Source organism: Hahella sp. CCB-MM4 (assembly GCF_002260525.1).
In the GTDB taxonomy this organism is placed as follows: Bacteria; Pseudomonadota; Gammaproteobacteria; order Pseudomonadales; family Oleiphilaceae; genus Hahella.
On the sequence record NZ_MRYI01000001.1, the window covers coordinates 1 to 23,243 of the forward strand.

The window sequence follows — 23,243 nt, forward strand, 5'->3', positions numbered from 1 at the left end:
CTCCTGTTACGACCGCAACCATGGTGTCACCCTACTTTTTGGAATCCAATAAAAAAAGCCGCTGCCCTCACGCGTTACGCGCGAAAGCCGCGGCTCTCGAAATGCTTTACTTGATGTTGAGCGTTGTAAACGCTAACGACTGCAACAAACTTCTGAAGAATACGCCTCATCCCTGGGGATGTTTCCTTGTTCGTTAAATGATCTATCAGTTTCTTCGCGAGAATCAAGAATTTAATAACAAACAATCATGAAATCAAGTTTAATCTAATTATCCGAGATCTCCTTGGCCCAAGGTCGATCTACTACCCCTAAATAACTTACTTTTATTGTCTTGTTTTAGATTTATAAGCCTGCATGAATAATCGATTCATTTTATCATGATCATCTCCCTCATCTGCTGTAGTCATCTGGTTTACATCACCTTCGGAGGGAGATGTAAATTCCATTTCCAGCAGCTTCTCCATTAAGGAGGAAATCACCTGATTTAAGGCAGGATTAGTCGTGTTGCTTGAAACCCCTTGATTCAACAAGCTTTCACCATCGACCTTATTTCCAGATGAAAACGCAAGTATTCCACGTTTAAATAACACTAACGCTGAATCTGGAGGGAGTTGATCAAGAGATTGCCATGCGGACTCCGCAGCATTGACATCCCCGATGACAAATTTCACCAGACCTGATTGAAAGTGGGCATCCCATAGTTGAGGCTCAAGTCCAACGGCTTCCTGCATAGTGGTATATGCTCTATCAAACATACCAAGCTCAGCATATTCAGCCCCCAGCATGTATACATTGCGAGGATTTTTATCCAATCCAACCGACTTTTTGAAATAAATCAGTGCTTTTTCATGATCATTATTTTCACTAGCCCTGATCCCAAGGAAGAAAAGCTCTTCGGAGTCCAGAATATCAATAGTCAAACCCAACAACCTCCTATAAAAAACTACCAACCAAAGAGTGCGCCACCAAGCTCCACCCATCGATCAAGACAAACATCAAAATCTTGATCGGCAGAGAAAGAGTCAATGGAGGAACCATTATCATCCCCATAGACATTAGTACGCTGGCAACAACCAAGTCCACAAGCAGGAACGGAAGAAAAATTACAAACCCTATCTGAAAGGCCGTCTGAAGTTCAGACAACATGAAGGCTGTCACCAGTGTCACATTTGTGATGTCAGCAAAGTCTTCCGGTGGAGGTCCATCCTGCATATCCAGAACCATCGCCAGATCCTTTTCTTTCGTCTGCCTTATCATAAACTCCCGAAGTGGATTGACTGCCTCAGTTACTGCGATAGAAGCATCCAATTCCCCAGCAAGATAGGGGTTTAATGCCTGACTCTCCATTTGCTTTATGACAGGCATCATCGTGAAAAGGGTTAAAAACAACGCCAGCGAAATCAGAACAGTATTCGGAGGGGTTTGCTGCATACCAAAGGCAAACCTGAGCATTGATAGCACTATAATGATTCGCGTGAAGGCTGTAAGTGCTATCAGCAACGCGGGGGCGAGACTCAGGACGGTTAATACAGCCAGCACCTGCAACACCGTTGCTACTTGCCCCGGCTCAGCATCATTGACATTGGGCAGATTGAAATCGATGGCTAACGTAGATGGTTCTGCTGCGTACCCCAGGGTAGGCAGGATTAAAAAAACAACAAATAGAGCAATCATTCTTATCATAAAATTTATTCTTGCTCCGAACGCTTCTTTGAATCTTCATTGCTGCTATTAACTGCAGACATAGTGATATGATTTTGATTTTCCACTACAAGAAATTTTTGATTACTGACTTCCAATATATAGGCAAAAGTTTTGTTATTTAGCCGACGGTTGCTAATGTACTTTATATCGTCAGATGAATTGGGTACATGTCCCTGCTTTACCAGATATTTACGCCCAAACCAAAGCAAAGCTATCGCTCCGGCAGCCAACATACTCATCACTATATAAGCACTGCCCGGACCAGTAGCCGGACTCTGCTCTTTGAAGGGTAAATCCTGAATTTTAACTTTCCCCAAAGAGTTGGTGGATTGCCGATTCTCTTCACTCCCAGGAGAAAGTTCAGCGACACGACTAACTTCTTCATCGGGCAAAGCAGACTTTTCTGCACTTGCCCACAATGGACCAAATACCAAAGGCAAAACAACAAAGTATCTAATCCAACGAGCACTCATTGACTCTGGATCTCAGTAATCTGTACTCCGAACACATCCCCTACTGCTACAAGCTTACCTCTGGCAACCGTTTTGCCATCCAACAGCAAATCGATTGGCTCATCCACCAACTTATCCATTTTAACAACTGACTGCTCTTTCAAATGAGTGAGTTCATCAACAGTGAGAGTCGCTTTTCCTAACTCTACCGATAGGCTAACCTTTACATTCTTTACGAGCTCAAGTGGGTTTAGGTTGATACTCTTACAAGCTCCTTCCTCAACCAGATCTTCCAGAATCACTTCCTCTATTTTATTTGAAGCTCCAGATGCGGCAGAAACCTCATCACTTTTCTCAAATCCTACTTCGTTTTCCGACATCAAAATTAACCTTTTTAACTATCCAGCTTTATTTAATTATCCAGCTTAATTTAACTAACCAGCTTAATTGCTTTCCGTTCTCCAGATATTCCCAAGGTGCCTTTTAATAAAGGCTCTCCCCCACAAACCAGGACTGCAGGCTCTTCAAGGGGATGATCCAGACGAATAACATCCCCAACCTGAATCTCCAGTAGTTCGCCCAAAGTGAGTTCCAGTGGTATTAGCTCAGCGCTCATTTCCGCAACTAACTGTTTGCAACCACTGACAACTGGCTCCAAATCACCAGATACCTTTTGGAGTAACGGCAACTGAAGTGAATCAGCCAATGAACTTACAATCGAGGGAGGAATGCAGAAACAGAACTTCATGTCTGCAACCATAATGAACCCGGTTAGCCAGCCAGATCCTGAGGTATGTTTAAATTCAGCACAGTCTTGTCCCTCCATGACAGTATTCCCGTTGGCTACCATCATGGAAAAATCCTTCGCCAACTTCTCCATCAGGTAACGACTAAGCTCACTGTCCACATCAGCATGGAGCGTGTCTTCCTTTGCTAGTTTCTGCAGGATAATCTGGCTATTTTCCCAAGCTAGGATTACCCCATTTTCGACTGCCAGGTTGTCACCCTTATCAATATATGTTTGGCAGGTATCGACATATCCAGGATGCTGATCCCCCTGAAACAATTCCATCGAAGGAACCTCTGCTTGACCAAACCAATTCTGATACCAACTTGTAACCTTTTCCAGCAAATGTCCTCTGATTTTCTCAATGACGTTCTGGCGATAAAAAATAAAAGGACGCACAACCATTAGCGACCTCGAACGTTATTATATAGAGTTTCTATAAGTTCATTTGATACATTCATAATCTGAGAACTTGCCTGGTAACCTCTCTGAATAATAATGATTTCGGCAAACTCACGGGATAACTCAACGTTCGACAATTCAATACTTTTACCTTGAATTTTCCCCAGCCCCTTTTCCCCGGCCTTGGCGATAAAACGACCTGCGCTTTTATCAGCTTTAAATAGCGTTTCACCAATACCAGTCAATCCATTAATGTTGACAAAATTCGCCAAAGCCACTGTTGGTCCATCAACGCTTTCGCCATTAGAGTAGTTTAAAGTCATCTGCCCACTCTCGTTGAAACTGTACGCTGTCAGCCGCCCAGCAGACCTTCCGTCTACATCGGCGATTTCCACACTGTTAATGCCGCTTAAAGACGTGAGACCTTCCAGAGATACCTCAAACTCGGAGACGGCAGATCCACTCCTATCTGCAATAGCAATACGAGGTCCTTCTACGGTGTTTCCATTTGTATAATGAATTTCAACAAAGCCTTCTTCCGTGAAATTTAATGACTCGATATCTCCTTCATCAGTTCCATTAGCATCAAAACTAACAGAAGAAGCCGAGCCGGATATTTGAGTAAGGCTATTGGTGGTCGATTCATGAAACCTAACCTGAATACTCAAAGTGCCTTCATCACTATCAGGAAAGGTAGCAGTCAGCACCCTGCTCTCTGCAGCCAATAGACCACTCTCTTCATAATTCAGAGCCAGAGGTCCGGCTAGCAACGTGCCACTTTCGTTCCTGAACACAACCTCCCACTCCTGGTCATCTTGTTTGGTGAATTCAGTATGTATTTCCATATGTGAACCATCGGATTGAGTAATTTCGAAGGTTATTGCCGGATCACCTACCGCTGGCACGACACTTCCTATACTCAAATCCGGGTCCAGATTTCCAGATACTGATACCTGGTTAGTCGGCTGTGCGGGATTGGTGACCAAGTCTGAAATATTCAGATCTGTTAACGTTCCCTCGGTGCCAATGCCTGCAACACGAGACATATCAGAGGTGTTAACCAGGTAACCATCTTCTGTAAAACTAAATTGTCCACTCCCTACGAATTGGACATTCCCGCCAGTTTCATCTCTGGTGATAAAATAGACATCATCACTCAAGGTAAAAGACTGTGTTCCTCCTGTGGTAAGATCACTGTCCGTAAAATTAAATTCACCAGGAAGAGTAAAAACCTCTTTCGTCTGTTCAGCCGTCTGTAACCGGTAGGGAAAATAGGAAACTGAATAGTTCTTATCTTCAGAGCGAATATGACCATCCGACGTAAAGTGAATGGCTTCTTTAGCACCTACAGGATTTCCAGACTGATCAATAAACTGCAGTGTCCATTGATTTCCTAGCTGTTTCTCAAATACCGCTTGTAACTTTCGAGCGGTCCCCAGATTATCAACAACATCGAATTCAAGCAGAGAATCCGCTCCGGAATTAACCGTCGATCCTGCCAGGGTCCCCGAATCCAGGTTTCCGGATAAAGATACTTGGGTGGTTTTTTCGGGCTCGGAATAAATAGAGTTCTTGATGGAGATATCCACCAGATTACCGCCACCATCAATTCCGGCAACCCTATAGCCGGTTTCAGGATCTATCAAGAATCCATTGGAGTCGAACTTAAATCCACCAGCTCTGGTATATAACTCCTCGCTTCCGGTCCTTAGAATGAAAAAACCCAAGCCATCAATAGCCAGATCAGTGTCATTCCCGGTTTCGGATATATCGCCGTTTTGGAACCGTAATTGAGAATCCTGAATTTTGGCTCCTTCGTTTCGGGTGGTATCTCCTTCGCTAAAGTTTGCCAGCTCAGAAAATCTGACATCACGTCCTTTATATCCGGGAGTATTCAGGTTTGACACATTGTTGCTGGAGTTTTCCAGAGCTTTGGAAAAAGACAGCAGACTGGACAAACTTGAGTAAATAGATCCCATACTCATGGCGTTACTCCCTCACAACAGTAATTTGAGAGGGGGAGATGCCTGTAATTGGCGTGTCATCTTCCGTCTGCAGTGTGAGTAGAGGATTACCATTATTGAAAGTAATGGTCGTTACCTTACCGATAGCAAAACCGTCACCATTATCTACCTGAACCGTCTTCCCGATTAGCCCAACGGACTGAGAAACTGCCTGCACATCCAGCAATCCTTCGATATTGTCGTTAGTCCGTGTTGCTGTTTCCAGTGACGAGAACTGAGCTAATTGTGCAATGAACTCTCGATTATCAACTGGCTCCAAAGGATCCTGAAAGGTTAACTGCGTTAGGAATATTTGCAAAAAATCTTCAATCCCCACCGCATTTTGCCGTAACGCTGTTGAGTCAGAGTTAATTCGACCGATTGATTCTACAGCCATTATCTATTTACTCCTTTGTGTTTAACGTCCGCCAGGGATCGACCATTTAACATGACTTTTTCAACTTCAAAATCGGTATCTTTAATCGCATCGGATATCAACGCCAATAGCTCTTCCGCTTTAGATACACTGGGTTGCTGATAGTCTCTTATCCATACTGTCAGTTTGTTACCAAGGCGAGTTAAATGAATATTGGTTAATGAGTACCGACTACCAAGTTTTGAGATCTGCGTGACTAAATTGGAATATACATCCTTATCAACGGCATCTTTCGAGGTTTGGTTACCGTACACTCGCTCTCGCTCACTAACGCCATAAGCAGCAGATTGATTCAGCATCCTTACCGGGTGATTAACTTTAAGGGTGCGAGAGTTAGGGACCACGTTTTCCTTAATGCTATTGATAAAATGCGCGTACTCGATATCCACCAATGGGGCAACGTCAGATATGCCTGCTTTACTTCCTGAAACTTGAATTGACTGGTGCGGCTGCCCGGAAAAATTATCACTACCTGCCTCTTCTTCAGTATTGGCTTCATGAGCCATAGTAATATCGTGATTACTTTCCAATTCCGAAGTCCATTTCTGTTTGAACAACGAACTGTTCTGCATATGACCACCACTTATTAGCTCGCCCGCTAAAAACTCACCGCTTCCATCCACTTTCATCATAGATATCACTCTGGTAACAATTACATCGCTACTTGCGTACAGCTCAAACTCATAACTTTTGAGAACGCCTCAGCTCACTAAGCTCCGTATCCAACTTGTTATTCCTTAGAGCTTCTTCGCTCGCGATTACAAGTTTTTTTCTTTTATCCAGCTCTTCACGCCTGCGTCTTAACAGCGCGACGTCCAGCCTATGCTCCTGTAAAGCTTCATGCATTTCTTCCATCAACCCTGCAACCTCATTCCGTCTGAAGTTGAGTTCTTTCAGAACTCCCTGTATCAGAATCAAATCATTTATGTCACAAGCAGCTCCAGGGGTCTGAAATTTCCGTAGGGCTATCTCGCTATATTCAATTTCCGTATCAATTCTCTGAATCTTATTCACTAACGCCGAATACTGTTCATGCAATGCTTGAACTTGCTCTAATTCACGAAATAATTTTATAGAGGTTGTCGTGCGGGTAATTTCGAGAGCTTTGATTCGACGTTTGGCACTCATTCCAACCTACCCTAGTACCGACCGAAGTGCTTGCTTAAGCGCAGGAGTCCTGTTTGAGGCAACTTTGACGTCCTCTGAAATGAAGTTCATCAACGATCTATGCACTTTAATAGCACGATCTATTTCGACATCAGAACCCTCAGTGTATGCACCAAGCTCTATAAGTTCTTTTGATTCCCGGAATAGACTCTCGTACTTAATAATGCTCTGAACAATTTTTTGATGTTCAGGGTCATTTATCCTTTTATACAGCCTGCTCAGACTCTCGAGAATATCTATCGACGGGAAAACCCCCTGGTTTGCAAGTTGCCGGGTCAGCACAATATGTCCATCCAGTATCGACCTTACGGTATCTGACACGGGTTCATTAAAATCATCTCCTTCAACCAGAACCGTGTACAGTGCGGTAATCGCACCGCCAACTTTAAATTTTCCCGCCCTTTCCGTTAGTTGGGGCAATAATGAGAAAGTTGAAGGCGTATATCCTCTCGAGGTGGGCGGTTCACCTACTGCGAGACCAATTTCCCTTTGAGCAGTGGCTAACCTGGTAATGGAATCCATGTAGAGCATGACATCTTTACCACAGTCGCTAAAGTATTCTGCAATAACCGTTGCGACAAAAGCCGCATGCAATCGCACCAGTGCAGGTTCATCAGCTGTTGCAACCACAACGATACTCTTTTTAAGGCCTTCTGTGCCCAGGTTATCCTCAATGAACTCGATAACCTCTCTGCCCCGCTCTCCAATTAAAGCAATTATATTGACATCAGCTTCGCATCTTCTTGCGATGTTCCCCAAAAGAGTACTTTTACCCACGCCGCTTCCTGCAAATATTCCAATCCGCTGTCCTTTTGCCAGAGAACAAAATCCATCAATAGCATTAATTCCTGTATGCAACTTTTCATTAGCAGGAACTCTATCGAGCGGATTAATTGGAGACCGGTACAATGGCATTAATTTTCCAGGTTCGATATCTGAGCCATCTAGTGGTTGGCCAAAAGCGTCAACGACTTTCCCCAAAAGGCTTTCGGACACAGAGACACTGGCAGGCATACCGGAAGCAATAACCTCGCTCCCAACATGTATTCCTGACACGGGCCCTAAAGGCATCAGCAAAACTCGTCCATGGCGGAAGCCCACAACTTCGGCCATGACAGAAGTCATATCATGGGGTGCAAATACTTCACAAACCTCCCCCAAAAATGCATCAGGTCCAATACATTCGAGAACCGCCCCATAGAATTGCTCGACCTTGCCGGTTCGGCGGACCGTTTCACAATTTTCGATAATTGACGCCAATCCGGAAGAATCCATGCTATGAATTCACCCCTTCTGAAACTCCTTCCAGTTTTTGTCTGAGTATTCTGAGCTGAGACTCAAGACGACCATCCCAGCCTCCCATGTCAGACTCAACCCGACAACCACCGATTGTAATTCTGTTATCCGCCACCAGCTCGATATTGACAGCACTATCTCCCAGGGCATCAACTGCAATATCTTTCAACAATTCATAGTCACGCGTAGATACGAAGACCTTCAAGGTCGACACATCCCGTATAGAACTGCACACTTGGGAAACTGCGGCTTTAACTCCTTCCTCAGTTAACAATTTCGCTCCCAATATTTTGCAAGCAACGGCAAACCCGATATCCAATGCCTGAGACTCAAGCTCGTTAAACGCTGAATCGGTGCTTAAATCAATCTTCTCCAAGAGGCCTCTGAACTGATCTATGAGATTTGCAATATCTTCTTTTGACTTAGCCTGGCCATCCTCATACCCCCTGGCTTTTGCCTCTTCGTATGCCTGTTTCTCCAACGAAGCCAACTTCTCTTCCATTTCACTGTTAGCTTGAATCAACTCTTCGTTCTTTTTCAGTAGCTCAGCTATTCTTGCTTGCGTTGAGTAGAGCTGGGAAGTGTCCCCCTGATCCGCTGACTCATCCGCTCGTGCCGATATTGTCATAGTGCTTTCAAGGGCATCTTCGATCTGATGACTTGAGGTAATCTCTGAATTACTGATTTCCTGACGGCGGAAAGCATTTTCAGTTTTACCCTTGCCGTACGTTAAACGCCTTGAGCCCGCTATCGATGAAGATCTCAGTATTTTTTCCATTAACGATTAGCACTCTCTGTCTTTGTTGCCATCAAAAACTCCATGACAGTCTGCTTAACCTGATCACTGGGAACACAATCAGGATCACGGTTACTTGCCAATGCAATCTTAATTTTATGTGAGCCGCCACCAAACGTCTGTTTCCGAAAATCGGGATTAAGAGATTGGAAAATCAAAGCACTATCAAATTCATTTGTAGTTAAAAGCTTCACTTTGAGTTGTTCAGGATTGATTTGATCGGAAATTTTCTCTTCCGTTAACTCATGGTGCTCGACGGCCTTCAGAATTTGAGAAAAGCTATCTCTTAGAAGATCCTTGTTAACTCCCATTTCCCTGACGTCTTGCAAAGCCCTATTAATTTTTTCCCGATCAGACTCGCCAACCTGATCCATTAACCAGGACAAGTCTGATTGACAAAGACCAGCCAGCCTTAACGCAATAATTTTATGGGGATTAAATAATTCAGGTTTCATAGTCAGTCTGCCGCCGCCAACCATTTACGGACATCTTCAAGCAACAGCTCCCGCTCATCTCTGGACAATTTCTCAGTAGATGATTTTCGGGTTAAAGTAAATAGTAATGCGACCACTAAAAGAAGGCTTATACCTCCAAGCAAAACCACAATGTTTTGCAGAGTTACCTTGGAATTCCAAAGCACCCCTTCTGGCTGTAAATCGATAGAATCAGTCACGACAACAGATGGAGTTGACTCATCAACTTCAGACGGCTCCATCATTGCAGCCTCGTAGGAATCTCCAACAGCAGATTCAACTTCCAATCCAGAGTCGCCTAATGGAGCAACGACAATTGAATCCCCCCTATCCGGGTTAATTCCGGTCGCAGAAGATATAAGCGCTTCTACCTGACTCAACTGTTCTTTGGACGCCCATTTAGGAACCACAACACTAACGCTTATATGCTGAATAGATCCTCCTTCATCCAGAAGAGATTCTACTTCTTTACCGTAGCGATACTGCTCTTCTACGTTTTCTGTAGAAAGTTTGGCGCTTTGCTTTTTCCCGCTTTGATCATTTTCGTCATACTTTCTATTCGAGTTCCGGCTAACAATCCCGCCTTTCCCCGTATCCATAAATGGAAGCAGTGTTTCTCTGACCCTTTCAACTTTCTGGTGATTCAGAGACACGTCCACTTTGACAACAAAGTTTTGCGGACCAAACACCGGGACAAGGAGAGCATTCACCTTTTGCTGAAAATACTGTTCCAACGAATTTTTTCCTTTCAGCTGTCGACCAATCAACTGTTGCTCAGCTGTCTCATTCTCAGTAAGAGAGACGCCTTTATGGTTCAAAATTGTGACCATATCATTAGATAGCCCACTGACTGAGGATGCTACAAGGTTCCGGATTCCAGTTATTTCATCAACACTTAGTGTCCCCCCTTCTTCCAGCAATAGGGTCACAGAAGCTTTTGGCTTTTCTTCCTGGTGTTTAAACAAAGTAGACTTGGGAAGTACCAGATGCACTCGGGCATACTTAACTTTATCTAGAGCCATGATAGTTCTGGTCAGCTCGCCCTGAAGCGCCCTCTGGTAATTAATCTTCTGCGAAAACTCCGTCATTCCATAATCGGCTTCGTCAAACAACTCAAAACCAGTAGCTCCATCAAATAGAAAATTGTAGGCAGCAAGCTTAACCTTGATCTCAGGGAGCTGTTCTCTCTCTACCTTTACAACTGTCCCATCCTCAGCTAACTCATATTTAACTTTCAGTTCATCGAGTTTTTCAGTGACTTTCGCAGTTTGTTCCAAACTCAACTTCTCATATATCGGAACAAAATCTTTCAACGCCAGAAAGTAATATGCACCGCCACACAGCATTAAAATAATTCCTGCTGCGAGTACAAACATAGCTCGCCTTCTGGCACTCCAGTCATTCCAAAAGCCACTCATAACTACTCCAAACCTCTAAAATCTCTCAATCGGACAGACCAGCTCAACCAATCACACTGACATGCGCATAATGTCTTGATAGCTTTCCAGCAATTTATTACGAACTTCCACTACCAAAGACATGGACAATTGAGCCTTATCCAGGGCAATCATTACTTGATGAATATTTTCTGCCTCACCTGTCGCTAAAGCTTGAGCGCCCTTCTCTGCTGCAGAAATATTCGAAGAAACCTCATTAAGCTCCCCACCCACCCAGTCGGCAAAAGATACATTCTTCTGGCCATTGATCGAGGATGTCTGGATAGCGTTTTCACTGCTTATTGGCAGCAATGAAGAAATAGACTCGACTGACATCATTTACTCCCTATCTCTAATGCTTTTAACGCCATAGATTTCGCAGCATTAAGAACGCTGACATTAGCTTCATATGCACGGGTAGCAAGCATCAGAGTAGTCATCTCGTCCACGGGATTTATTGCAGGCAACTGAATATAACCTTCATTGTTGGCCAGTGGGTGAGAGGGGTCATACTTAAGCCTTGACTGCACATTACGCTCTACTAATTCAATGGACTCAACGCCTTTATATGAATTCACATCTCCAGCTTTTGTGGTTCCGATTGCAACGAGGGGCTGAAATCCTTTATCACCGACTCTGCTGCTTGTTTGGGCATTGGCCATATTCAAAGCTATTGCCTGCATTCTTAACTTTTGAAAATCCAGACCTGACTGACCAATTTCAAAAATTTGCATCATCTCCATTAGCTGCGACCTCCGCTAATAACATTCTTCATGATGCTCCCCAATTTCGATTTTGCGGTGAGTAAGGCCTGATAATTAATAACGGCCTTATTAAGCTCTACCATCTGTTGGTCCAGCTCCACTTTTGAGGGAAGCTCGCTTGTTTTGATGTAATCACTTATTTCCACCTGCTGTAATGCGGCTTTTTTGAAATCATCAGTAGATTTGCCATGACTGATGTCTTCCATCCTCTCCATCAAAGAACTGAAATCCACAGATACTTGCCGGTATCCTTCAACACCTGCGTTAGCAACATTTTGAGCAATAAGCATTTGTTGTAGCTGGGCAACATCGAGAGACCGATTTAACAGAGTCGACGTAACTGAAGTAAGGTATTCCATGTTATGAAGCTCCCAATTATTGAATGATGAGCTGCGCGTGGAGCGCGCCGGTCGCTTTGATTAATTGAAGGATTGTGATGACATCCCGGGTACTGGTTTTTATTTGTCTGAGAGCAGCAACCAAATCAGCAATTGAAGCACCTGCCCCTAAACTGACAGCACTCGCAACCCCTTCATCAACTTCTATCGAAGTGTCAGGAACAACCTCAGTTCTAACACCAGCCCCTGTCTCTCTTACCAAGGTAGGTTGAGATACGAGAAAGTCTGTCGAAATAACAACTTTGATATTGCCATGAGATATTGTGATATCGTCTATTGAGACCTCACCACCTGCGACAACAGTGCCAGTTCTTTCGTTGATTACAACTCTGGCGATTCGATCTGGTTCAACAACCGAGTTTTCAATTTTTGTTAAAAAATCCACCAAGTTAAATTCACCCTCAGGAAGCTCAACTGCAACTTTTCCTGCATGTATTGCTCTTGCGCTCTTTTTGCCTAAACCACTATTGATAGACTTTGCAATACGGCTGGCGGTGGTAAAGTCAGGCTGGTTAAGCACAATATGAATCAGGCCATCATCTGCAACCAACTCAGACGACAAACCTCTCTCAACAGTGGCGCCATCAGGTACAACGCCTACAGTTGGATGGTTTTTCTGCACAACATTACCGTTAAGGTCGTAACTAAAACCGCCCACTGACACCTGTCCCTGTGCAACCGCATATGTTTTCCCATTGGCAGCTTTCAGCGGCGCCAGCAGCAACGTTCCACCCACAAGGCTTCTGGCGTCTCCCAATGAAGAAACATTCACATCAATCATGTCACCCGAATTGGAAAATGCGGGCAGCCTGGCAGTTAAAGTGACCGCAGCAACATTACGACTGGCAAGATCATCAGCACCGATGGTGATACCAAATGTTTCTAGAGCATTCGAAATACTTTGCAGAGTTGCTTTACTCCTACGCGAATCACCAGTCCCAGCCAATCCAACAACCAGTCCATATCCAAATAGGGAGTTTTCCCGAACCCCTTCAATTCGTGCCAACTCTTTTAGCCTGACATTAGAAGCATATGCTTCTGTCAGACTTCCAAACAGTGTTGCCAATACCAGGAAAGTGGCAATAAAAACTCTGTATACCGTCATATCAAACCAACTTTGGTAAGTACCCAATAGATAATTCCGCGGTCATCAGTGTCACCAATTAAACCAACACCATCGTACTCAATTTTTGCATCAGAGATTCGTGTGGATAGCACCGTGTTTTGAGAGGAAATATCTTCGTCTCTAATCCATCCAGACAATTTGATAGATTGCTCCTCGCCATTAATCGTTATTTTCTGGTCCCCCCAAATGTGGAAACGACCATTATTATCGGTCTCCAATATCGCCACAGTGATTCGCGCTTTTAACTCACCTTCTCGTTGAGTACTACCACCGGAGTTTCGTCCAATCCCTAACTCCAGGCTTCCGCTATCTGATCTGTTGCTCTTTGAAAATGATCCAGAGGCCTCCAGCGATTGGTTTACCTGTGCATCCGTACTGGCACCTGCTTTTGCAGATTCAACGATCAATACAGTGACATTGTCCCCCACCTGAAATGCCTTCCTGTCAGAAGTCAGAGGCCTAAAAGCCGACTCATCAAAGAGGCTTTCTGCATAGACATCAACGCAAAAACAAATAGCGAATGAAATAAAAACTACAAAAGACAACCGCTTAATCATGAATCACCTTCAATAAGAACCCGACCACGCGACAACACTATTCCCTTCATAATCTCTCCACTACTGATCGATTGAAGTCGGATATGACTACCCACCTGCCCATCCTGCAACGCCACAGCTCTAGAGCTTAGATAGACTGTCCCGGCTACTGTTTCAATTGTGACTGTCTCCCCCTGCTTTACAGGTGGAACCAATCTAATCTTATCCATAGAAATCACCTCTCCTTCATGTAGATGCTTGGCGATTTCCATCCCATCTAACTGATCCGCCGACCACAATGGCTGACCAGTAATAGCAGAAATTTCCTTACTCAGGACGCTATAGCTAATGGAGTTACCATTTTCTCCGATATCAATATCTCTGGAAGCAACCAGCACATTTTTTTCAGCTTCTACCTTGAGCCAAATGGGGACGCTCCTAATCAGGTCATCGTCCTCACCCTTGATATCCACCCATACGCATAGCCGACTGAATGGATATTTTATCTCAATGGGACGCACATCTAATCGTATGTCAGTCTGTGTTAGCCGTATATCCTGCGCTTTAGAAGATAAAGAAGTGACAGAGATAGCATCAAACCCCTCTGCTTTTAGGACCTCCTCGACCTCAGCCTTAGCTAAAGACTTAACACGCTGATAACCAATAATCTTCGAATATCCATAGATCCTGACAATGCCAGTTCCTTGAACTTCTAATGCATTTTGTGGATATCTTTCATTCCAAATGCGGATCTGCCTGTCGACTTCAGATCTAGAGACAAAACCAGCCGATATCACTTCAGGGGTCAGCTCAATCACTGGCATTTCCATCTGACCGACATCTTCCGGAACAATGATTTTTCCCAAACCTTCGGCCGGTATAAATACACTATTGCTTGAATCCTTCACATTGACACTGACATATCCGCTTAAGACGAGCTTAGAGCCTGCCCAAGCGTCAGATATGACAAACAACAAAGCGAATAAAAACAGCCTTAACAAAGGCCCTACCTATCCCCTGAGATCATTTGTAATCTGCATGATTTCGTCAGCTGCACGAATAACATGAGAGCATGCCTGATAACCCCTTTGTGCAGTGACCAATTCGACCAACTCTTTCACCAAATCCACATTCGAGCTTTCCAAGTATCCTTGTTGAACGATTCCAACTCCATTCTCTCCAGCATCGGAATAAATAGCGTTACCAGACTCTTCATTCGGGATATAAATGCCTTGTCCTATTGATTCAAGTCCCTGAGAGTTCATAAAACTTGCCAACTGAATCTGGCCTACTTCCAATGCATCATTATCAAAATATGCAGTGACAACGCCGTCCTGAGATATTTCCAGCTCTTTTGCATCGGGAGGTATCTGAATCATGTCCGAAAACCTGTAGCCGGTCAGAGTTCCCAGATATCCATCTTCGTCGACCTTCATTGCACCATTTCGGGTATATGCTGTTTCGCCATTTTCCAGCAATATTTCAAAAAAGCCTCCACCCCGAATAGCTAAATCAAGAGGGTTCTCAGTTGCCTTCAGGTCTCCGGACTCAAACTCTTTCCATACCCTTGAAATCTGAGTGCCATTTCCGATGGAAACAATATCCCTTCCGCCATTTCCATCAAGAGAACTGACCTCTCTCCCAACAACCAGGTCTCTGAATTCAACACGACCTTTTTTATATGCCGTCGTATTTAGATTTGCCATGTTATTGGAAATGGTATCGATATGCTTTTGCCCGGCTTGCAGACCAGTTTCAGCAACATACAAAGCATCAATCATCTTAAACTCCCTAAAACTTTCCTAACGTGGAAATCGATGTGCTAATAGAAGACTCATACGCCTTTAAAACATTGTGAGTCATCCGATAATGCTGGGTAAGCTCAACCATGTTTACGACTTCTTCCATTGTGTTCACGTTGGAGACTTCTATAAACGATTGCAAAACCTGAGCATCTTCAGATTCTGAAGATTGCATGTCAGCATCCGCGATGAAAGTACCTGCGCCTATAGAACGCAAATTCTGTTGTTCAGTAAAACTGACGATCTTAAGTCGATCTATACTGTTTCCCTCACTGATCACAGTGCCATTCCGAGTTATTTCAAATTGCTCGGAGTTCAACTGAATCGGCCCCGCATGGCCCATTAGATAGGCCCCATTTGGCAAAGCCAGTTTACCGTCTGTAGTCATTGTCAAGCGACCGGACCTGGTGTACTGGATCACGCCTTCCTTTTCTCCAACAAAATACCCATCGCCCTCGATAGCCAGATCCAGAAAGTGGCCGGTAGGCTTGATGGCCCCCTGGGAATGATCCTTTGCGACGGTAAGCCTGTCCTGATTCTCCATATCACTGGAAATGATCTTTGAAAAAGGTTGGGATATCAGTTTGTCGCTCTTATACCCAGGGGTTTCAACATTTGCCAGGTTTTGACCTATGGTCCTTAATCTAAGCAAATCAGCGTTTAACGTAATCTGTATCGCCTCAACCAATTCACTCATCTTTCATTCCTTTTTTCATATCTGTTTTCGCCGCTACCCAGCAAGCCTCTTTCCAATTCAACAATCCCGAATGACTTGATGTTCAGGCCACTGGGGATCTCAGATAGAGAAAGAACGCTCAGGCCGGGCAACAGACGCGTAGTTAGCTTCTTCAAATGTGGTCGAAGACTTGGTGATGATATGAGTACTGGCTCAAGACCATCCGCCATCATCTGCTCCACGAGCTTTGCCAATTTGGTCAGAACCTGTTCAGTGAGTTTTGGGTCCACAAATAAGGAGCCGCCTTCCTCAGTCACTTTCAGGCCACTTTGAAATACCTGCTCCACTCCAGGATCAAAACTGATCACGTATAGAAAGTTATCCTGAGAAACCAGTTTTTGACATATTTCCGCCCCAAGCTTTTGGCGAACCAGCTCAGTTAACTGAACATGGTCTTTTACCCTCTTACCTACATCTACCAAAGTCTCAGCAATTAGTTCAATGTTTCGGATAGAGACTCTCTCTGCGAGTAAGTTTTGCAAAATACGCTGAATATCGCTCAGCGTGAGAGTATTTGGTATCAGATCGTCATAGAGTGTTGGTTGGGCGACTCTAACCCGCATCATTAATTTTTCAGATTCGGATCTGGAAATGAGCACAGGTGCCTTGCCCCTTAATGCTTCACTGAAATGAGTCAGTAATACCGTCAACGGGTCAACTAGTGTGCAGTTTAATGATTTTGCCAAGTCTGCTTCCGATTCACTAATCCACACAGCGGGCAGGCCATAGGTAGGATCCAGTGCTTTTATGCCAGGGAGCTTGTCCCCCATATCGTGTGCACTAATTGCGAGGAGCCTGTCTGCTATCAGCTCACCATTTGCTACACAGACCCCATGCAGACAAATTTTGTAGGCATTACTTTTGGAAGCCCCATCCTGTATGATTTTTACTTTGGGTAATACAAGCCCGAGCTCGAAAGCAAACTGTTTTCTGAAACGATCGATTTCGTCCATTAACTTGCCTTCGTTCTCTCCAAAGAACGTAATAATATCTGAGCCTAACGCCACCTCAATCGGCTCAACCTTTAACTCTTCATAGAGAGACTTTTCTTCATCTTCAGATTGTTCTTCAACAACGTCCATCTGAGTGGAGTTTTTCTTATATGCAAAGAAAGCCAAGCTGCCAAAAATCGTTGCGACAGCAAGTACAGGAAACAAAGGAATTGCCGGTAGAGATAAAAGTAACAACAGCCCCAAAACAACAATGACTAAAGTTTTCGGGTATTGTGTGATCTGGTTCGATATTTCACTTCCAAGATGGGCATCTGTGGCGGCTCTTGTAATGATAATGCCCGTCGCGGTCGAAATAACCAGAGCAGGGATCTGGGTAACGATACCGTCACCTACGGTCAGCAATGTATATGTATGTAATGCGTCGCTCCAACTTAAGTCCATCTGAGCAACGCCAATCGTCAGACCGCCAATAATATCAATCAGTATTATTAATATCCCAGCAATCGCATCTCCTTTTACGAATTTACTGGCACCATCCATTGCTCCGTAAAAGCTGGCCTCTTTCTCAATCGTCTGACGTCTCTCACGAGCCTCAATTTCATTAATCAGCCCCATGTTCATGTCAGCATCAATACTCATCTGCTTGCCAGGCATGCTATCAAGCGTGAATCGTGCAGCGACTTCAGCCACTCGCTGAGCACCACTTGTCACTACGACATACTGAACAACAATAAGAATTAAAAAAACGACGAGGCCAATCACATAGTTGCCACCAACCACGTATGTCCCAACAGCATTTATCACATTGCCCGCATCGCCTTCCGAAAGGATCAATCGAGTTGCTGCAATGTTGAGAGAAAGCCGAAATAGCGTAGCTATCAGCAGCAGGGAGGGAAATGTAGAAAACCCCAGAGGCTTATCGACAAAAAAGGTCAGCAACAACAACATCAAACCAAAACTGAAATTGGTAATGAGCAGGAAGTCAAGGAGCTGCGATGGAATTGGCGTGAATAGGACCAATAATATTCCAACCATACCTAACACAAGGCTAAATTCACTTCGTGTTCCCAAAAAGGTTGAAAATGATGTCTTAGTACTACTCATATAGCGGCCCCATATGGCGTGCCAGTTTGCCCACCCAGAGTTCTCTTCAGCCTATATGCCTTACGAAGAGCTCTCGCAACTCCCATATAGGCAGTTTCCGGAATATTTTTATCAATCCCGACTTTTCGATAAAGGTATCGGGCAAGGGGAGGATCCTCAACAATGTGCACACGGTGTCGTCTGGCAACTGCCTTAAGATGCAAAGCCATCGCGTCTACCCCTTTACCAGTCACCTTTGGAGCCACCATGCTTTGCGGATCATACTTGATCACTACTGCATAATGCTCAGGGTTGGTAATAATCACATCAGCATTTTCAATGCTGCTGACAGAGGCGCTCCTCTTACGAAGTTCACGCTCTAACTCCCGTCTTTTTGATCGGACCATTGGATCGCCTTCCCGGCGCTTAATCTCGTCCTTTACTTCCTTCTTAGTCATACGCATATTGCGTATAAATTCCCTGCGAACAAATAGAAAGTCCGCAATGGAAATCACAATCAGCGCTATCGATAACTTCAGAATCAAAGAACCCAGCTGAGCGGAAATAAAAGGAATAGCGTTGGAAGCCCCCGTTTGTGTAAGCCCAAACGAATATGGCAGAAAACTTTTCACGCAGTAATAAATGATTGTTCCAAGGAGCAAAAGCTTGATTACATTCTTCAGGAGCTCAAATAGTATCTTTATAGAGACCAGCCGCTTGAATCCTTCAATAGGGTTAATTCGCTTGATATCAGGCTTTACCGGATGAAAAGAGAGGACTGGACCGATCTGAATTAATACAGCAACTACACCTGCCAACATAGTCATTAAAAATAAAGGACTGAGAATTCCAACAACCTCGCTTACAATCCACTTGCTCCAACCACTTACGGTTTTGATATCAAAGGGAATAGATCCTGATACATCAAATAATCGGCTACATACTTTTAGAAAGTCTCTGGCCAATTCTGGAGCCATCGACCAAAGCAGAACCACGGACACCAAGAGTCCTACCACATGAGAGACTTCCATGCTCTTCGCTACGCCTCCCTTCTTTCTCGCTTCCTGTAATTTATGGGGCGAGGGTGGCTCAGTCTTTTCTGATTTATCGGGTTGGGACTCTGCCATATTTCATTACTACTGTTACTACTCGATATAAACTTAATTTCAGGCAGCGGTAATCACTTGATCCCAATATCGAAATACGCTCGAAATCACCTCAGATATCAAAGGCATCATATATTTAAGCGACAGAGCCGTCATACCTATTCCCAGAGCCACTTTTAACGGTAGAAATATAAAGTACACATTCATCTGAGGCATGGTCTTTCCCATTACCGCGAGACCTGCATCGACAAAAAACAACACTGCCAAAACCGGCGCTGCAATCGTCATTCCTAAAAGAAACATCAGACCATAATGATGTAGAACGGCGGAAAAATTCATCCCCCCACCCCAACTACCGAGGGGAACCTGCTGAACACTGAAGACCAGTCCTTTCAACAACAGATGATGTCCATCAACTGAGAAAAACACAAAAGCAGCCACAAATAACAACAATGTTCCGATTAGAGGATCAGCAGAATTCGTGGCGGGATTAAGGAGACTCGCAGCACCAAAACCTGACTGAAAGTCAATCATGCGACCAGCTACCTGAAAAGCAGAAAAAGCCGCATGTAAACCTAGAACCAGCATAACGCTGAGAACCAACTCACCAGTCAGCCCCAAAAGCATCTCAATCAGTGTTTCAGGCATAGGGGTAACAGCGGAAAAATTGGCACTAATCAACAACGCCGAGAGGACCACTATCAACATTAGACGGAAACGACCAGGTACGCGCCCAAATAAATCAAGAACGGACAAATAGAATATGGTCGACATACGAACACTTAATAGAGCAACCGACCATATCCACCCCATGTCAAATTGAAAAGTCATAATGATCTCAGAAATACACAGGGATATTTTTTATCAGAGTGCTTGCAAATACAGTCAATGTAGCAAGCATCCATGGCCCCAATATAAATAAAACGACAACTACCGCTGCTATTTTGGGAACAAAAGTCAGCGTCATTTCTTGTATTTGGGTAATTACTTGAAAAATACTGATGACAAGACCGACTACCATTGCCACTCCCAAAATTGGAGCAGATATCATAATGGCAGCCCACAACATATCATTTGTCAGTTGCATCGCCTGGTCAATTGTCATGAGCGCTGCCCCTTAAGCTATGATGAAGCCACTAAGATAATCTGTAAGCTTCTTGCCACTTTCATCCACCGGGGAGTTCAGCAAAGACAAGATAATTTCCGAGGCTTTTTGCTCATTTCCAGAAATGTGGTCGCACAATGCCTGAGCAAAAAAACCTGAAAAATTGGCCTTATCCAGCCTAATAGCTTTTTTTGCGTTTAACCGCGCACTTTCAATATTCCCAGCAAATAATTCAACAACTGCTAAAGCGCCGTATGTCTCCCCAAACCCGCGGTCCAGTTCGATTGCCTTTTCACAACAATCCATTGCACCTTGAAGGTCACTCAACAAAATTCTGCACCAGGCCAAAGCATTCCAAGACCCTATGTGGCCAGGCATATATGAGAGCCCTTTGACAAACTGCGCTTCAGCCATAGCCAATTCTTCACGCCTCATACTTAGTAACGCTTGCCCTATCCATAGGCGACCGGAATCACTTTTGACATCCAATGCCCTGCTTATCAGAGCCTGGGCATCATCGAATTCCATATCTGCCATATTGCAATAGGCTAACACCCCAAGAGCATTCGCCTCATCCGGGCTCAGTGCCAATACTTTATCAGCATAGAATTTGGCTGCCTTATAGTCACTCTGGTCGAGCTTGCAAGATGCCAATAGCGAAAGAGCTTCCACCGATTCCGCATCCAACCCCAATGCTTCCTGTAAACATTCCTCGACATTGTCCAACGCCCTTAAAAAGTATTGGATGCGGGCCATCAGAATTGGAAACCTAATGTTGTCTCGATTCTCTTGGTAGCAGGTTTCGAGATATGAGAAAGCTTCTTGCGGACTACTGCGCATCAAACAACAGTATGCCGTAAGGTATAAAACCTCCCCGTCAGTTTCACCTTGAGACAATATTTGCTTCAGATTTCCCTCAGCGGCACCAAAGTCACCTGTCGACATGAACAAGAGAGACTCTTCATATAGAACGCCAGGATGCGATGGATATAACTTCTTCACCGTTTCAAGATGATTCGTTAGAGATTCAATATCCCCCAACAAACTAAGTTGACGAATCAAGTCGAGGTGAAGAGAAATATTTTGAGGATCCTGAATGAGAAATTTCTTCAGACGTCCGACTCTATCCTTAATTTCGGTAACGAGCATAAAACTCTCTATCAGTTGATCTTTTGGCTATCGAATCGAGGGGCTGCAACAGAGCCAGAATTTGCATTACTATCCAGAGCATTCAACAAGTCTTTGCTCCTCTTAAAATATAGATTATCTGCGGGGGCAGACTTCAAGAGAATATCGATCAACCTCCTTGCCTCGGACTCATCGCTATCTTCCCATGAAACCAACGCGCAGTAGTATAACGCAGGCGGAAAAGTCGGAACCTCATCCAGCACCTCTTTCCATACAAGAAGAGCTCTGTCCTTGATTCCTTGCTCATAATAAACCATTCCGTACTGGAACCGCTCCAACAAGGCATCCGGTTGTTTCATTAAGTAGCTTTCGTAATGGTATGATGCCCTGTCGAATAGGTTTAGCTGAGCATATAGTTTAGCCAGCAGTGAATCACACTCGGGCTGGGGGTCAGGCAAGTTATTCGCTTGCTTCAATTTTGCCAATGCGGAATCGATACGATTTTTTTCAACGTCCAACTTGGCCAAAGCCAACAATTCGTCACTTTCAAAGAGAGACAAGTCCAGCATAATACCATCAATTCCTTATTAACAATGAAGGATACATTGCATACCCTCCTTCCACGAAGCGCCAAATCATAACAATTTATTGCTATTTTGAGAAGCCGGAAGTTCCCATGTCATTTTGCCCATATACACCAGCTCGTATATGCTAACTCTAATGAGTTGAAGACAGTCAGTCCCTGGTCGACCCATGCCATATACTTTCATGTCATTTATTGCGATGTTCCTGGTAACCAGTATGTTTTTGGTAACCGCAGCATCAAACGTACGCGCTGAAGAGACCGCCCGCATCGCCATTGGAGAATGGCCCCCTTACCTTTCCGTCGAACTGCCACACTATGGAGTTGCAGCTCACATTGTTGAAGAAAGTTTTCGGGCCGCTGACTTACAGGTAGAGTTCGGTTTTTTCCCATGGAATCGGGTCGCCCAATATGTGGAAGATGGCACTTGGGATACCTCTATTCTTTGGGTTGAGACAGAAGAACGAAAAAAGATTTACCTGTTTTCAGACGTGGTTTTTGAAGGAACCGCAGTTTTTTTTCATCGCAAAGAGAGGCCTCTCAGTTGGAATACCTATCAGGATTTTGAGGGGTTGAAATTTGGCGGCCTGATGAGCGCCACTTACCCTTGGTTTGAAGATGCCAAGCTGGCAGGAGTATCCATGAAAATGGAGAAAGTATCAGATGAAGGCCTTAATTTTGCCAAACTATTATCCGGCAGAATTGATGCTTTCTCTCTCGACAAACTTGTCGGCCTGTATATTCTGCAAAGACAGCTGCCTTATGTCATGGATCACATCAGTTACAATCCCCGTCCAATTGAGTCATGGCCGTACCGGCTGATCTTTACCCAAAGCCCCCGAGGTGAAATGCTAGTGGAAGCATTCAACCGGGGTCTACAAAAAATCAAGGACAATGGACTCGTCCATCGGCATTTACAGGAAGCAGTAGAGGGAATCTACTATCCCTACAAATGATCTCCGAAATACCTA

29 protein-coding genes are annotated in these 23,243 nt (G+C 44.3%); 2 read left to right on the top strand and 27 right to left on the bottom strand.

What is annotated here, in order from left to right:
• On the top strand, nucleotides 1–197 hold a 197-nt coding region (locus BTA51_RS30425; protein WP_210404732.1), incomplete at its 5' end, for a hypothetical protein.
• Between the two features lie 126 nt (nucleotides 198–323).
• Here BTA51_RS30425 and BTA51_RS00005 read toward each other — a convergent pair.
• From BTA51_RS00005 to BTA51_RS00135, 27 genes are read right to left on the bottom strand one after another with little or no spacing between them, the layout of a single operon-like run.
• Nucleotides 324–920: a tetratricopeptide repeat protein gene (locus BTA51_RS00005; protein WP_168188005.1), complete on the bottom strand. Its 597-nt coding sequence runs from the start codon at nucleotides 918–920 to the stop codon at nucleotides 324–326.
• Between the two features lie 13 nt (nucleotides 921–933).
• Entirely contained in the window at nucleotides 934–1,683 is a 750-nt protein-coding gene (gene fliP / locus BTA51_RS00010) for a flagellar type III secretion system pore protein FliP (RefSeq protein WP_094705029.1), read from the bottom strand.
• Between the two features lie 5 nt (nucleotides 1,684–1,688).
• Nucleotides 1,689–2,177 carry a hypothetical protein gene (locus BTA51_RS00015; protein ID WP_094705031.1) on the bottom strand — a complete coding sequence of 163 codons (489 nt, stop codon included), beginning with the start codon at nucleotides 2,175–2,177 and terminating at the stop codon, nucleotides 1,689–1,691.
• A complete protein-coding gene (locus BTA51_RS00020) occupies nucleotides 2,174–2,536 on the bottom strand; it encodes a FliM/FliN family flagellar motor switch protein (RefSeq protein ID WP_094705033.1) in 363 nt (120 codons plus the stop codon). The genes BTA51_RS00015 and BTA51_RS00020 overlap by 4 nt, the downstream gene beginning before the upstream one ends.
• A gap of 50 nt (nucleotides 2,537–2,586) precedes the next feature.
• The gene (locus BTA51_RS00025) at nucleotides 2,587–3,348 is read right to left on the bottom strand and encodes a flagellar motor switch protein FliM (RefSeq protein WP_094705035.1); all 762 of its coding nucleotides are present in this window, start codon (nucleotides 3,346–3,348) and stop codon (nucleotides 2,587–2,589) included.
• Nucleotides 3,348–5,330 (bottom strand): flagellar hook-basal body complex protein, encoded by a 1,983-nt coding sequence (locus tag BTA51_RS00030; RefSeq protein ID WP_094705037.1) that lies wholly within the window; start codon nucleotides 5,328–5,330, stop codon nucleotides 3,348–3,350. The genes BTA51_RS00025 and BTA51_RS00030 overlap by 1 nt, the downstream gene beginning before the upstream one ends.
• A 4-nt stretch (nucleotides 5,331–5,334) precedes the next feature.
• Nucleotides 5,335–5,745: a flagellar hook capping FlgD N-terminal domain-containing protein gene (locus BTA51_RS00035; protein ID WP_094705039.1), complete on the bottom strand. Its 411-nt coding sequence runs from the start codon at nucleotides 5,743–5,745 to the stop codon at nucleotides 5,335–5,337.
• Nucleotides 5,745–6,416, bottom strand: a complete 672-nt coding sequence (locus BTA51_RS00040; protein ID WP_094705041.1) for a hypothetical protein — start codon at nucleotides 6,414–6,416, stop codon at nucleotides 5,745–5,747. Before BTA51_RS00040 ends, BTA51_RS00035 begins: the two co-directional genes overlap by 1 nt.
• A gap of 49 nt (nucleotides 6,417–6,465) precedes the next feature.
• Entirely contained in the window at nucleotides 6,466–6,912 is a 447-nt protein-coding gene (locus BTA51_RS00045) for a hypothetical protein (protein ID WP_094705043.1), read from the bottom strand.
• Between the two features lie 6 nt (nucleotides 6,913–6,918).
• On the bottom strand, nucleotides 6,919–8,226 hold the full coding sequence (locus BTA51_RS00050) for a FliI/YscN family ATPase (protein WP_094705045.1): 1,308 nt from the start codon (nucleotides 8,224–8,226) through the stop codon (nucleotides 6,919–6,921).
• Nucleotide 8,227: 1 nt separating this feature from the next.
• Complete coding sequence (locus BTA51_RS00055) at nucleotides 8,228–9,025, bottom strand: FliH/SctL family protein (protein ID WP_094705047.1); 798 nt, start codon at nucleotides 9,023–9,025, stop codon at nucleotides 8,228–8,230.
• Entirely contained in the window at nucleotides 9,025–9,498 is a 474-nt protein-coding gene (locus BTA51_RS00060; RefSeq protein ID WP_141215501.1) for a hypothetical protein, read from the bottom strand. The genes BTA51_RS00055 and BTA51_RS00060 overlap by 1 nt, the downstream gene beginning before the upstream one ends.
• A 2-nt stretch (nucleotides 9,499–9,500) precedes the next feature.
• Nucleotides 9,501–10,934 (bottom strand): flagellar basal-body MS-ring/collar protein FliF, encoded by a 1,434-nt coding sequence (gene fliF, locus BTA51_RS00065; protein ID WP_094705051.1) that lies wholly within the window; start codon nucleotides 10,932–10,934, stop codon nucleotides 9,501–9,503.
• A gap of 51 nt (nucleotides 10,935–10,985) precedes the next feature.
• Nucleotides 10,986–11,291: a flagellar hook-basal body complex protein FliE gene (gene fliE, locus BTA51_RS00070; protein ID WP_246840860.1), complete on the bottom strand. Its 306-nt coding sequence runs from the start codon at nucleotides 11,289–11,291 to the stop codon at nucleotides 10,986–10,988.
• Nucleotides 11,288–11,695 (bottom strand): flagellar basal body rod protein FlgC, encoded by a 408-nt coding sequence (flgC, locus tag BTA51_RS00075; RefSeq protein WP_094705055.1) that lies wholly within the window; start codon nucleotides 11,693–11,695, stop codon nucleotides 11,288–11,290. The genes fliE and flgC overlap by 4 nt, the downstream gene beginning before the upstream one ends.
• Nucleotides 11,695–12,075: a flagellar basal body protein gene (locus tag BTA51_RS00080; protein ID WP_094705057.1), complete on the bottom strand. Its 381-nt coding sequence runs from the start codon at nucleotides 12,073–12,075 to the stop codon at nucleotides 11,695–11,697. Before BTA51_RS00080 ends, flgC begins: the two co-directional genes overlap by 1 nt.
• Before the next feature lie 16 nt (nucleotides 12,076–12,091).
• Entirely contained in the window at nucleotides 12,092–13,246 is a 1,155-nt protein-coding gene (locus BTA51_RS00085) for a flagellar basal body P-ring protein FlgI (RefSeq protein ID WP_246840861.1), read from the bottom strand.
• On the bottom strand, nucleotides 13,216–13,797 hold the full coding sequence (locus BTA51_RS00090) for a flagellar basal body L-ring protein FlgH (RefSeq protein ID WP_094705059.1): 582 nt from the start codon (nucleotides 13,795–13,797) through the stop codon (nucleotides 13,216–13,218). The genes BTA51_RS00085 and BTA51_RS00090 overlap by 31 nt, the downstream gene beginning before the upstream one ends.
• Nucleotides 13,794–14,777 (bottom strand): flagellar basal body P-ring formation chaperone FlgA, encoded by a 984-nt coding sequence (gene flgA, locus BTA51_RS00095; RefSeq protein WP_094705061.1) that lies wholly within the window; start codon nucleotides 14,775–14,777, stop codon nucleotides 13,794–13,796. Before flgA ends, BTA51_RS00090 begins: the two co-directional genes overlap by 4 nt.
• Nucleotides 14,778–14,786: 9 nt before the next feature.
• Complete coding sequence (gene flgG, locus BTA51_RS00100; protein ID WP_094705063.1) at nucleotides 14,787–15,557, bottom strand: flagellar basal-body rod protein FlgG; 771 nt, start codon at nucleotides 15,555–15,557, stop codon at nucleotides 14,787–14,789.
• A gap of 10 nt (nucleotides 15,558–15,567) precedes the next feature.
• On the bottom strand, nucleotides 15,568–16,275 hold the full coding sequence (locus BTA51_RS00105) for a flagellar hook-basal body protein (RefSeq protein ID WP_094705065.1): 708 nt from the start codon (nucleotides 16,273–16,275) through the stop codon (nucleotides 15,568–15,570).
• Nucleotides 16,272–18,371 carry a flagellar biosynthesis protein FlhA gene (locus tag BTA51_RS00110; RefSeq protein WP_094705067.1) on the bottom strand — a complete coding sequence of 700 codons (2,100 nt, stop codon included), beginning with the start codon at nucleotides 18,369–18,371 and terminating at the stop codon, nucleotides 16,272–16,274. The genes BTA51_RS00105 and BTA51_RS00110 overlap by 4 nt, the downstream gene beginning before the upstream one ends.
• Complete coding sequence (locus BTA51_RS00115) at nucleotides 18,368–19,477, bottom strand: flagellar biosynthesis protein FlhB (protein ID WP_094705069.1); 1,110 nt, start codon at nucleotides 19,475–19,477, stop codon at nucleotides 18,368–18,370. The genes BTA51_RS00110 and BTA51_RS00115 overlap by 4 nt, the downstream gene beginning before the upstream one ends.
• Before the next feature lie 39 nt (nucleotides 19,478–19,516).
• Nucleotides 19,517–20,287 carry a flagellar biosynthetic protein FliR gene (locus BTA51_RS00120; protein ID WP_094705071.1) on the bottom strand — a complete coding sequence of 257 codons (771 nt, stop codon included), beginning with the start codon at nucleotides 20,285–20,287 and terminating at the stop codon, nucleotides 19,517–19,519.
• A gap of 7 nt (nucleotides 20,288–20,294) precedes the next feature.
• The gene (gene fliQ, locus BTA51_RS00125; RefSeq protein ID WP_094705073.1) at nucleotides 20,295–20,561 is read right to left on the bottom strand and encodes a flagellar biosynthesis protein FliQ; all 267 of its coding nucleotides are present in this window, start codon (nucleotides 20,559–20,561) and stop codon (nucleotides 20,295–20,297) included.
• Nucleotides 20,562–20,573: 12 nt separating this feature from the next.
• The gene (locus BTA51_RS00130) at nucleotides 20,574–21,710 is read right to left on the bottom strand and encodes a tetratricopeptide repeat protein (RefSeq protein WP_094705075.1); all 1,137 of its coding nucleotides are present in this window, start codon (nucleotides 21,708–21,710) and stop codon (nucleotides 20,574–20,576) included.
• An 11-nt stretch (nucleotides 21,711–21,721) separates the two neighbouring features.
• Nucleotides 21,722–22,258: a lipopolysaccharide assembly protein LapB gene (locus BTA51_RS00135; protein WP_094705077.1), complete on the bottom strand. Its 537-nt coding sequence runs from the start codon at nucleotides 22,256–22,258 to the stop codon at nucleotides 21,722–21,724.
• A gap of 184 nt (nucleotides 22,259–22,442) precedes the next feature.
• Here BTA51_RS00135 and BTA51_RS00140 point away from each other — a divergent pair, with 184 nt between their 5' ends.
• Nucleotides 22,443–23,228, top strand: a complete 786-nt coding sequence (locus BTA51_RS00140; RefSeq protein WP_246840862.1) for an ABC transporter substrate-binding protein — start codon at nucleotides 22,443–22,445, stop codon at nucleotides 23,226–23,228.
• Nucleotides 23,229–23,243 lie beyond the last annotated feature (15 nt).

Bases quoted from the DNA above. Each gene is read 5' to 3' on its own strand.
- fliP (WP_094705029.1), bottom strand. From the start codon at position 1,683: ATGATAAGAATGATTGCTCTATTTGTTGTTTTTTTAATCCTGCCTACC.
- BTA51_RS00015 (WP_094705031.1), bottom strand. From the start codon at position 2,177: ATGAGTGCTCGTTGGATTAGATACTTTGTTGTTTTGCCTTTGGTATTT.
- BTA51_RS00020 (WP_094705033.1), bottom strand. From the start codon at position 2,536: ATGTCGGAAAACGAAGTAGGATTTGAGAAAAGTGATGAGGTTTCTGCC.
- BTA51_RS00025 (WP_094705035.1), bottom strand. From the start codon at position 3,348: ATGGTTGTGCGTCCTTTTATTTTTTATCGCCAGAACGTCATTGAGAAA.
- BTA51_RS00030 (WP_094705037.1), bottom strand. From the start codon at position 5,330: ATGAGTATGGGATCTATTTACTCAAGTTTGTCCAGTCTGCTGTCTTTT.
- BTA51_RS00035 (WP_094705039.1), bottom strand. From the start codon at position 5,745: ATGGCTGTAGAATCAATCGGTCGAATTAACTCTGACTCAACAGCGTTA.
- BTA51_RS00040 (WP_094705041.1), bottom strand. From the start codon at position 6,416: ATGATGAAAGTGGATGGAAGCGGTGAGTTTTTAGCGGGCGAGCTAATA.
- BTA51_RS00045 (WP_094705043.1), bottom strand. From the start codon at position 6,912: ATGAGTGCCAAACGTCGAATCAAAGCTCTCGAAATTACCCGCACGACA.
- BTA51_RS00050 (WP_094705045.1), bottom strand. From the start codon at position 8,226: ATGGATTCTTCCGGATTGGCGTCAATTATCGAAAATTGTGAAACGGTC.
- BTA51_RS00055 (WP_094705047.1), bottom strand. From the start codon at position 9,025: ATGGAAAAAATACTGAGATCTTCATCGATAGCGGGCTCAAGGCGTTTA.
- BTA51_RS00060 (WP_141215501.1), bottom strand. From the start codon at position 9,498: ATGAAACCTGAATTATTTAATCCCCATAAAATTATTGCGTTAAGGCTG.
- fliF (WP_094705051.1), bottom strand. From the start codon at position 10,934: ATGAGTGGCTTTTGGAATGACTGGAGTGCCAGAAGGCGAGCTATGTTT.
- fliE (WP_246840860.1), bottom strand. From the start codon at position 11,291: ATGATGTCAGTCGAGTCTATTTCTTCATTGCTGCCAATAAGCAGTGAA.
- flgC (WP_094705055.1), bottom strand. From the start codon at position 11,695: ATGGAGATGATGCAAATTTTTGAAATTGGTCAGTCAGGTCTGGATTTT.
- BTA51_RS00080 (WP_094705057.1), bottom strand. From the start codon at position 12,075: ATGGAATACCTTACTTCAGTTACGTCGACTCTGTTAAATCGGTCTCTC.
- BTA51_RS00090 (WP_094705059.1), bottom strand. From the start codon at position 13,797: ATGATTAAGCGGTTGTCTTTTGTAGTTTTTATTTCATTCGCTATTTGT.
- flgG (WP_094705063.1), bottom strand. From the start codon at position 15,557: ATGATTGATGCTTTGTATGTTGCTGAAACTGGTCTGCAAGCCGGGCAA.
- BTA51_RS00105 (WP_094705065.1), bottom strand. From the start codon at position 16,275: ATGAGTGAATTGGTTGAGGCGATACAGATTACGTTAAACGCTGATTTG.
- BTA51_RS00110 (WP_094705067.1), bottom strand. From the start codon at position 18,371: ATGAGTAGTACTAAGACATCATTTTCAACCTTTTTGGGAACACGAAGT.
- BTA51_RS00115 (WP_094705069.1), bottom strand. From the start codon at position 19,477: ATGGCAGAGTCCCAACCCGATAAATCAGAAAAGACTGAGCCACCCTCG.
- BTA51_RS00120 (WP_094705071.1), bottom strand. From the start codon at position 20,287: ATGACTTTTCAATTTGACATGGGGTGGATATGGTCGGTTGCTCTATTA.
- fliQ (WP_094705073.1), bottom strand. From the start codon at position 20,561: ATGACAATTGACCAGGCGATGCAACTGACAAATGATATGTTGTGGGCT.
- BTA51_RS00130 (WP_094705075.1), bottom strand. From the start codon at position 21,710: ATGCTCGTTACCGAAATTAAGGATAGAGTCGGACGTCTGAAGAAATTT.
- BTA51_RS00135 (WP_094705077.1), bottom strand. From the start codon at position 22,258: ATGCTGGACTTGTCTCTCTTTGAAAGTGACGAATTGTTGGCTTTGGCC.
- BTA51_RS00140 (WP_246840862.1), top strand. From the start codon at position 22,443: ATGCCATATACTTTCATGTCATTTATTGCGATGTTCCTGGTAACCAGT.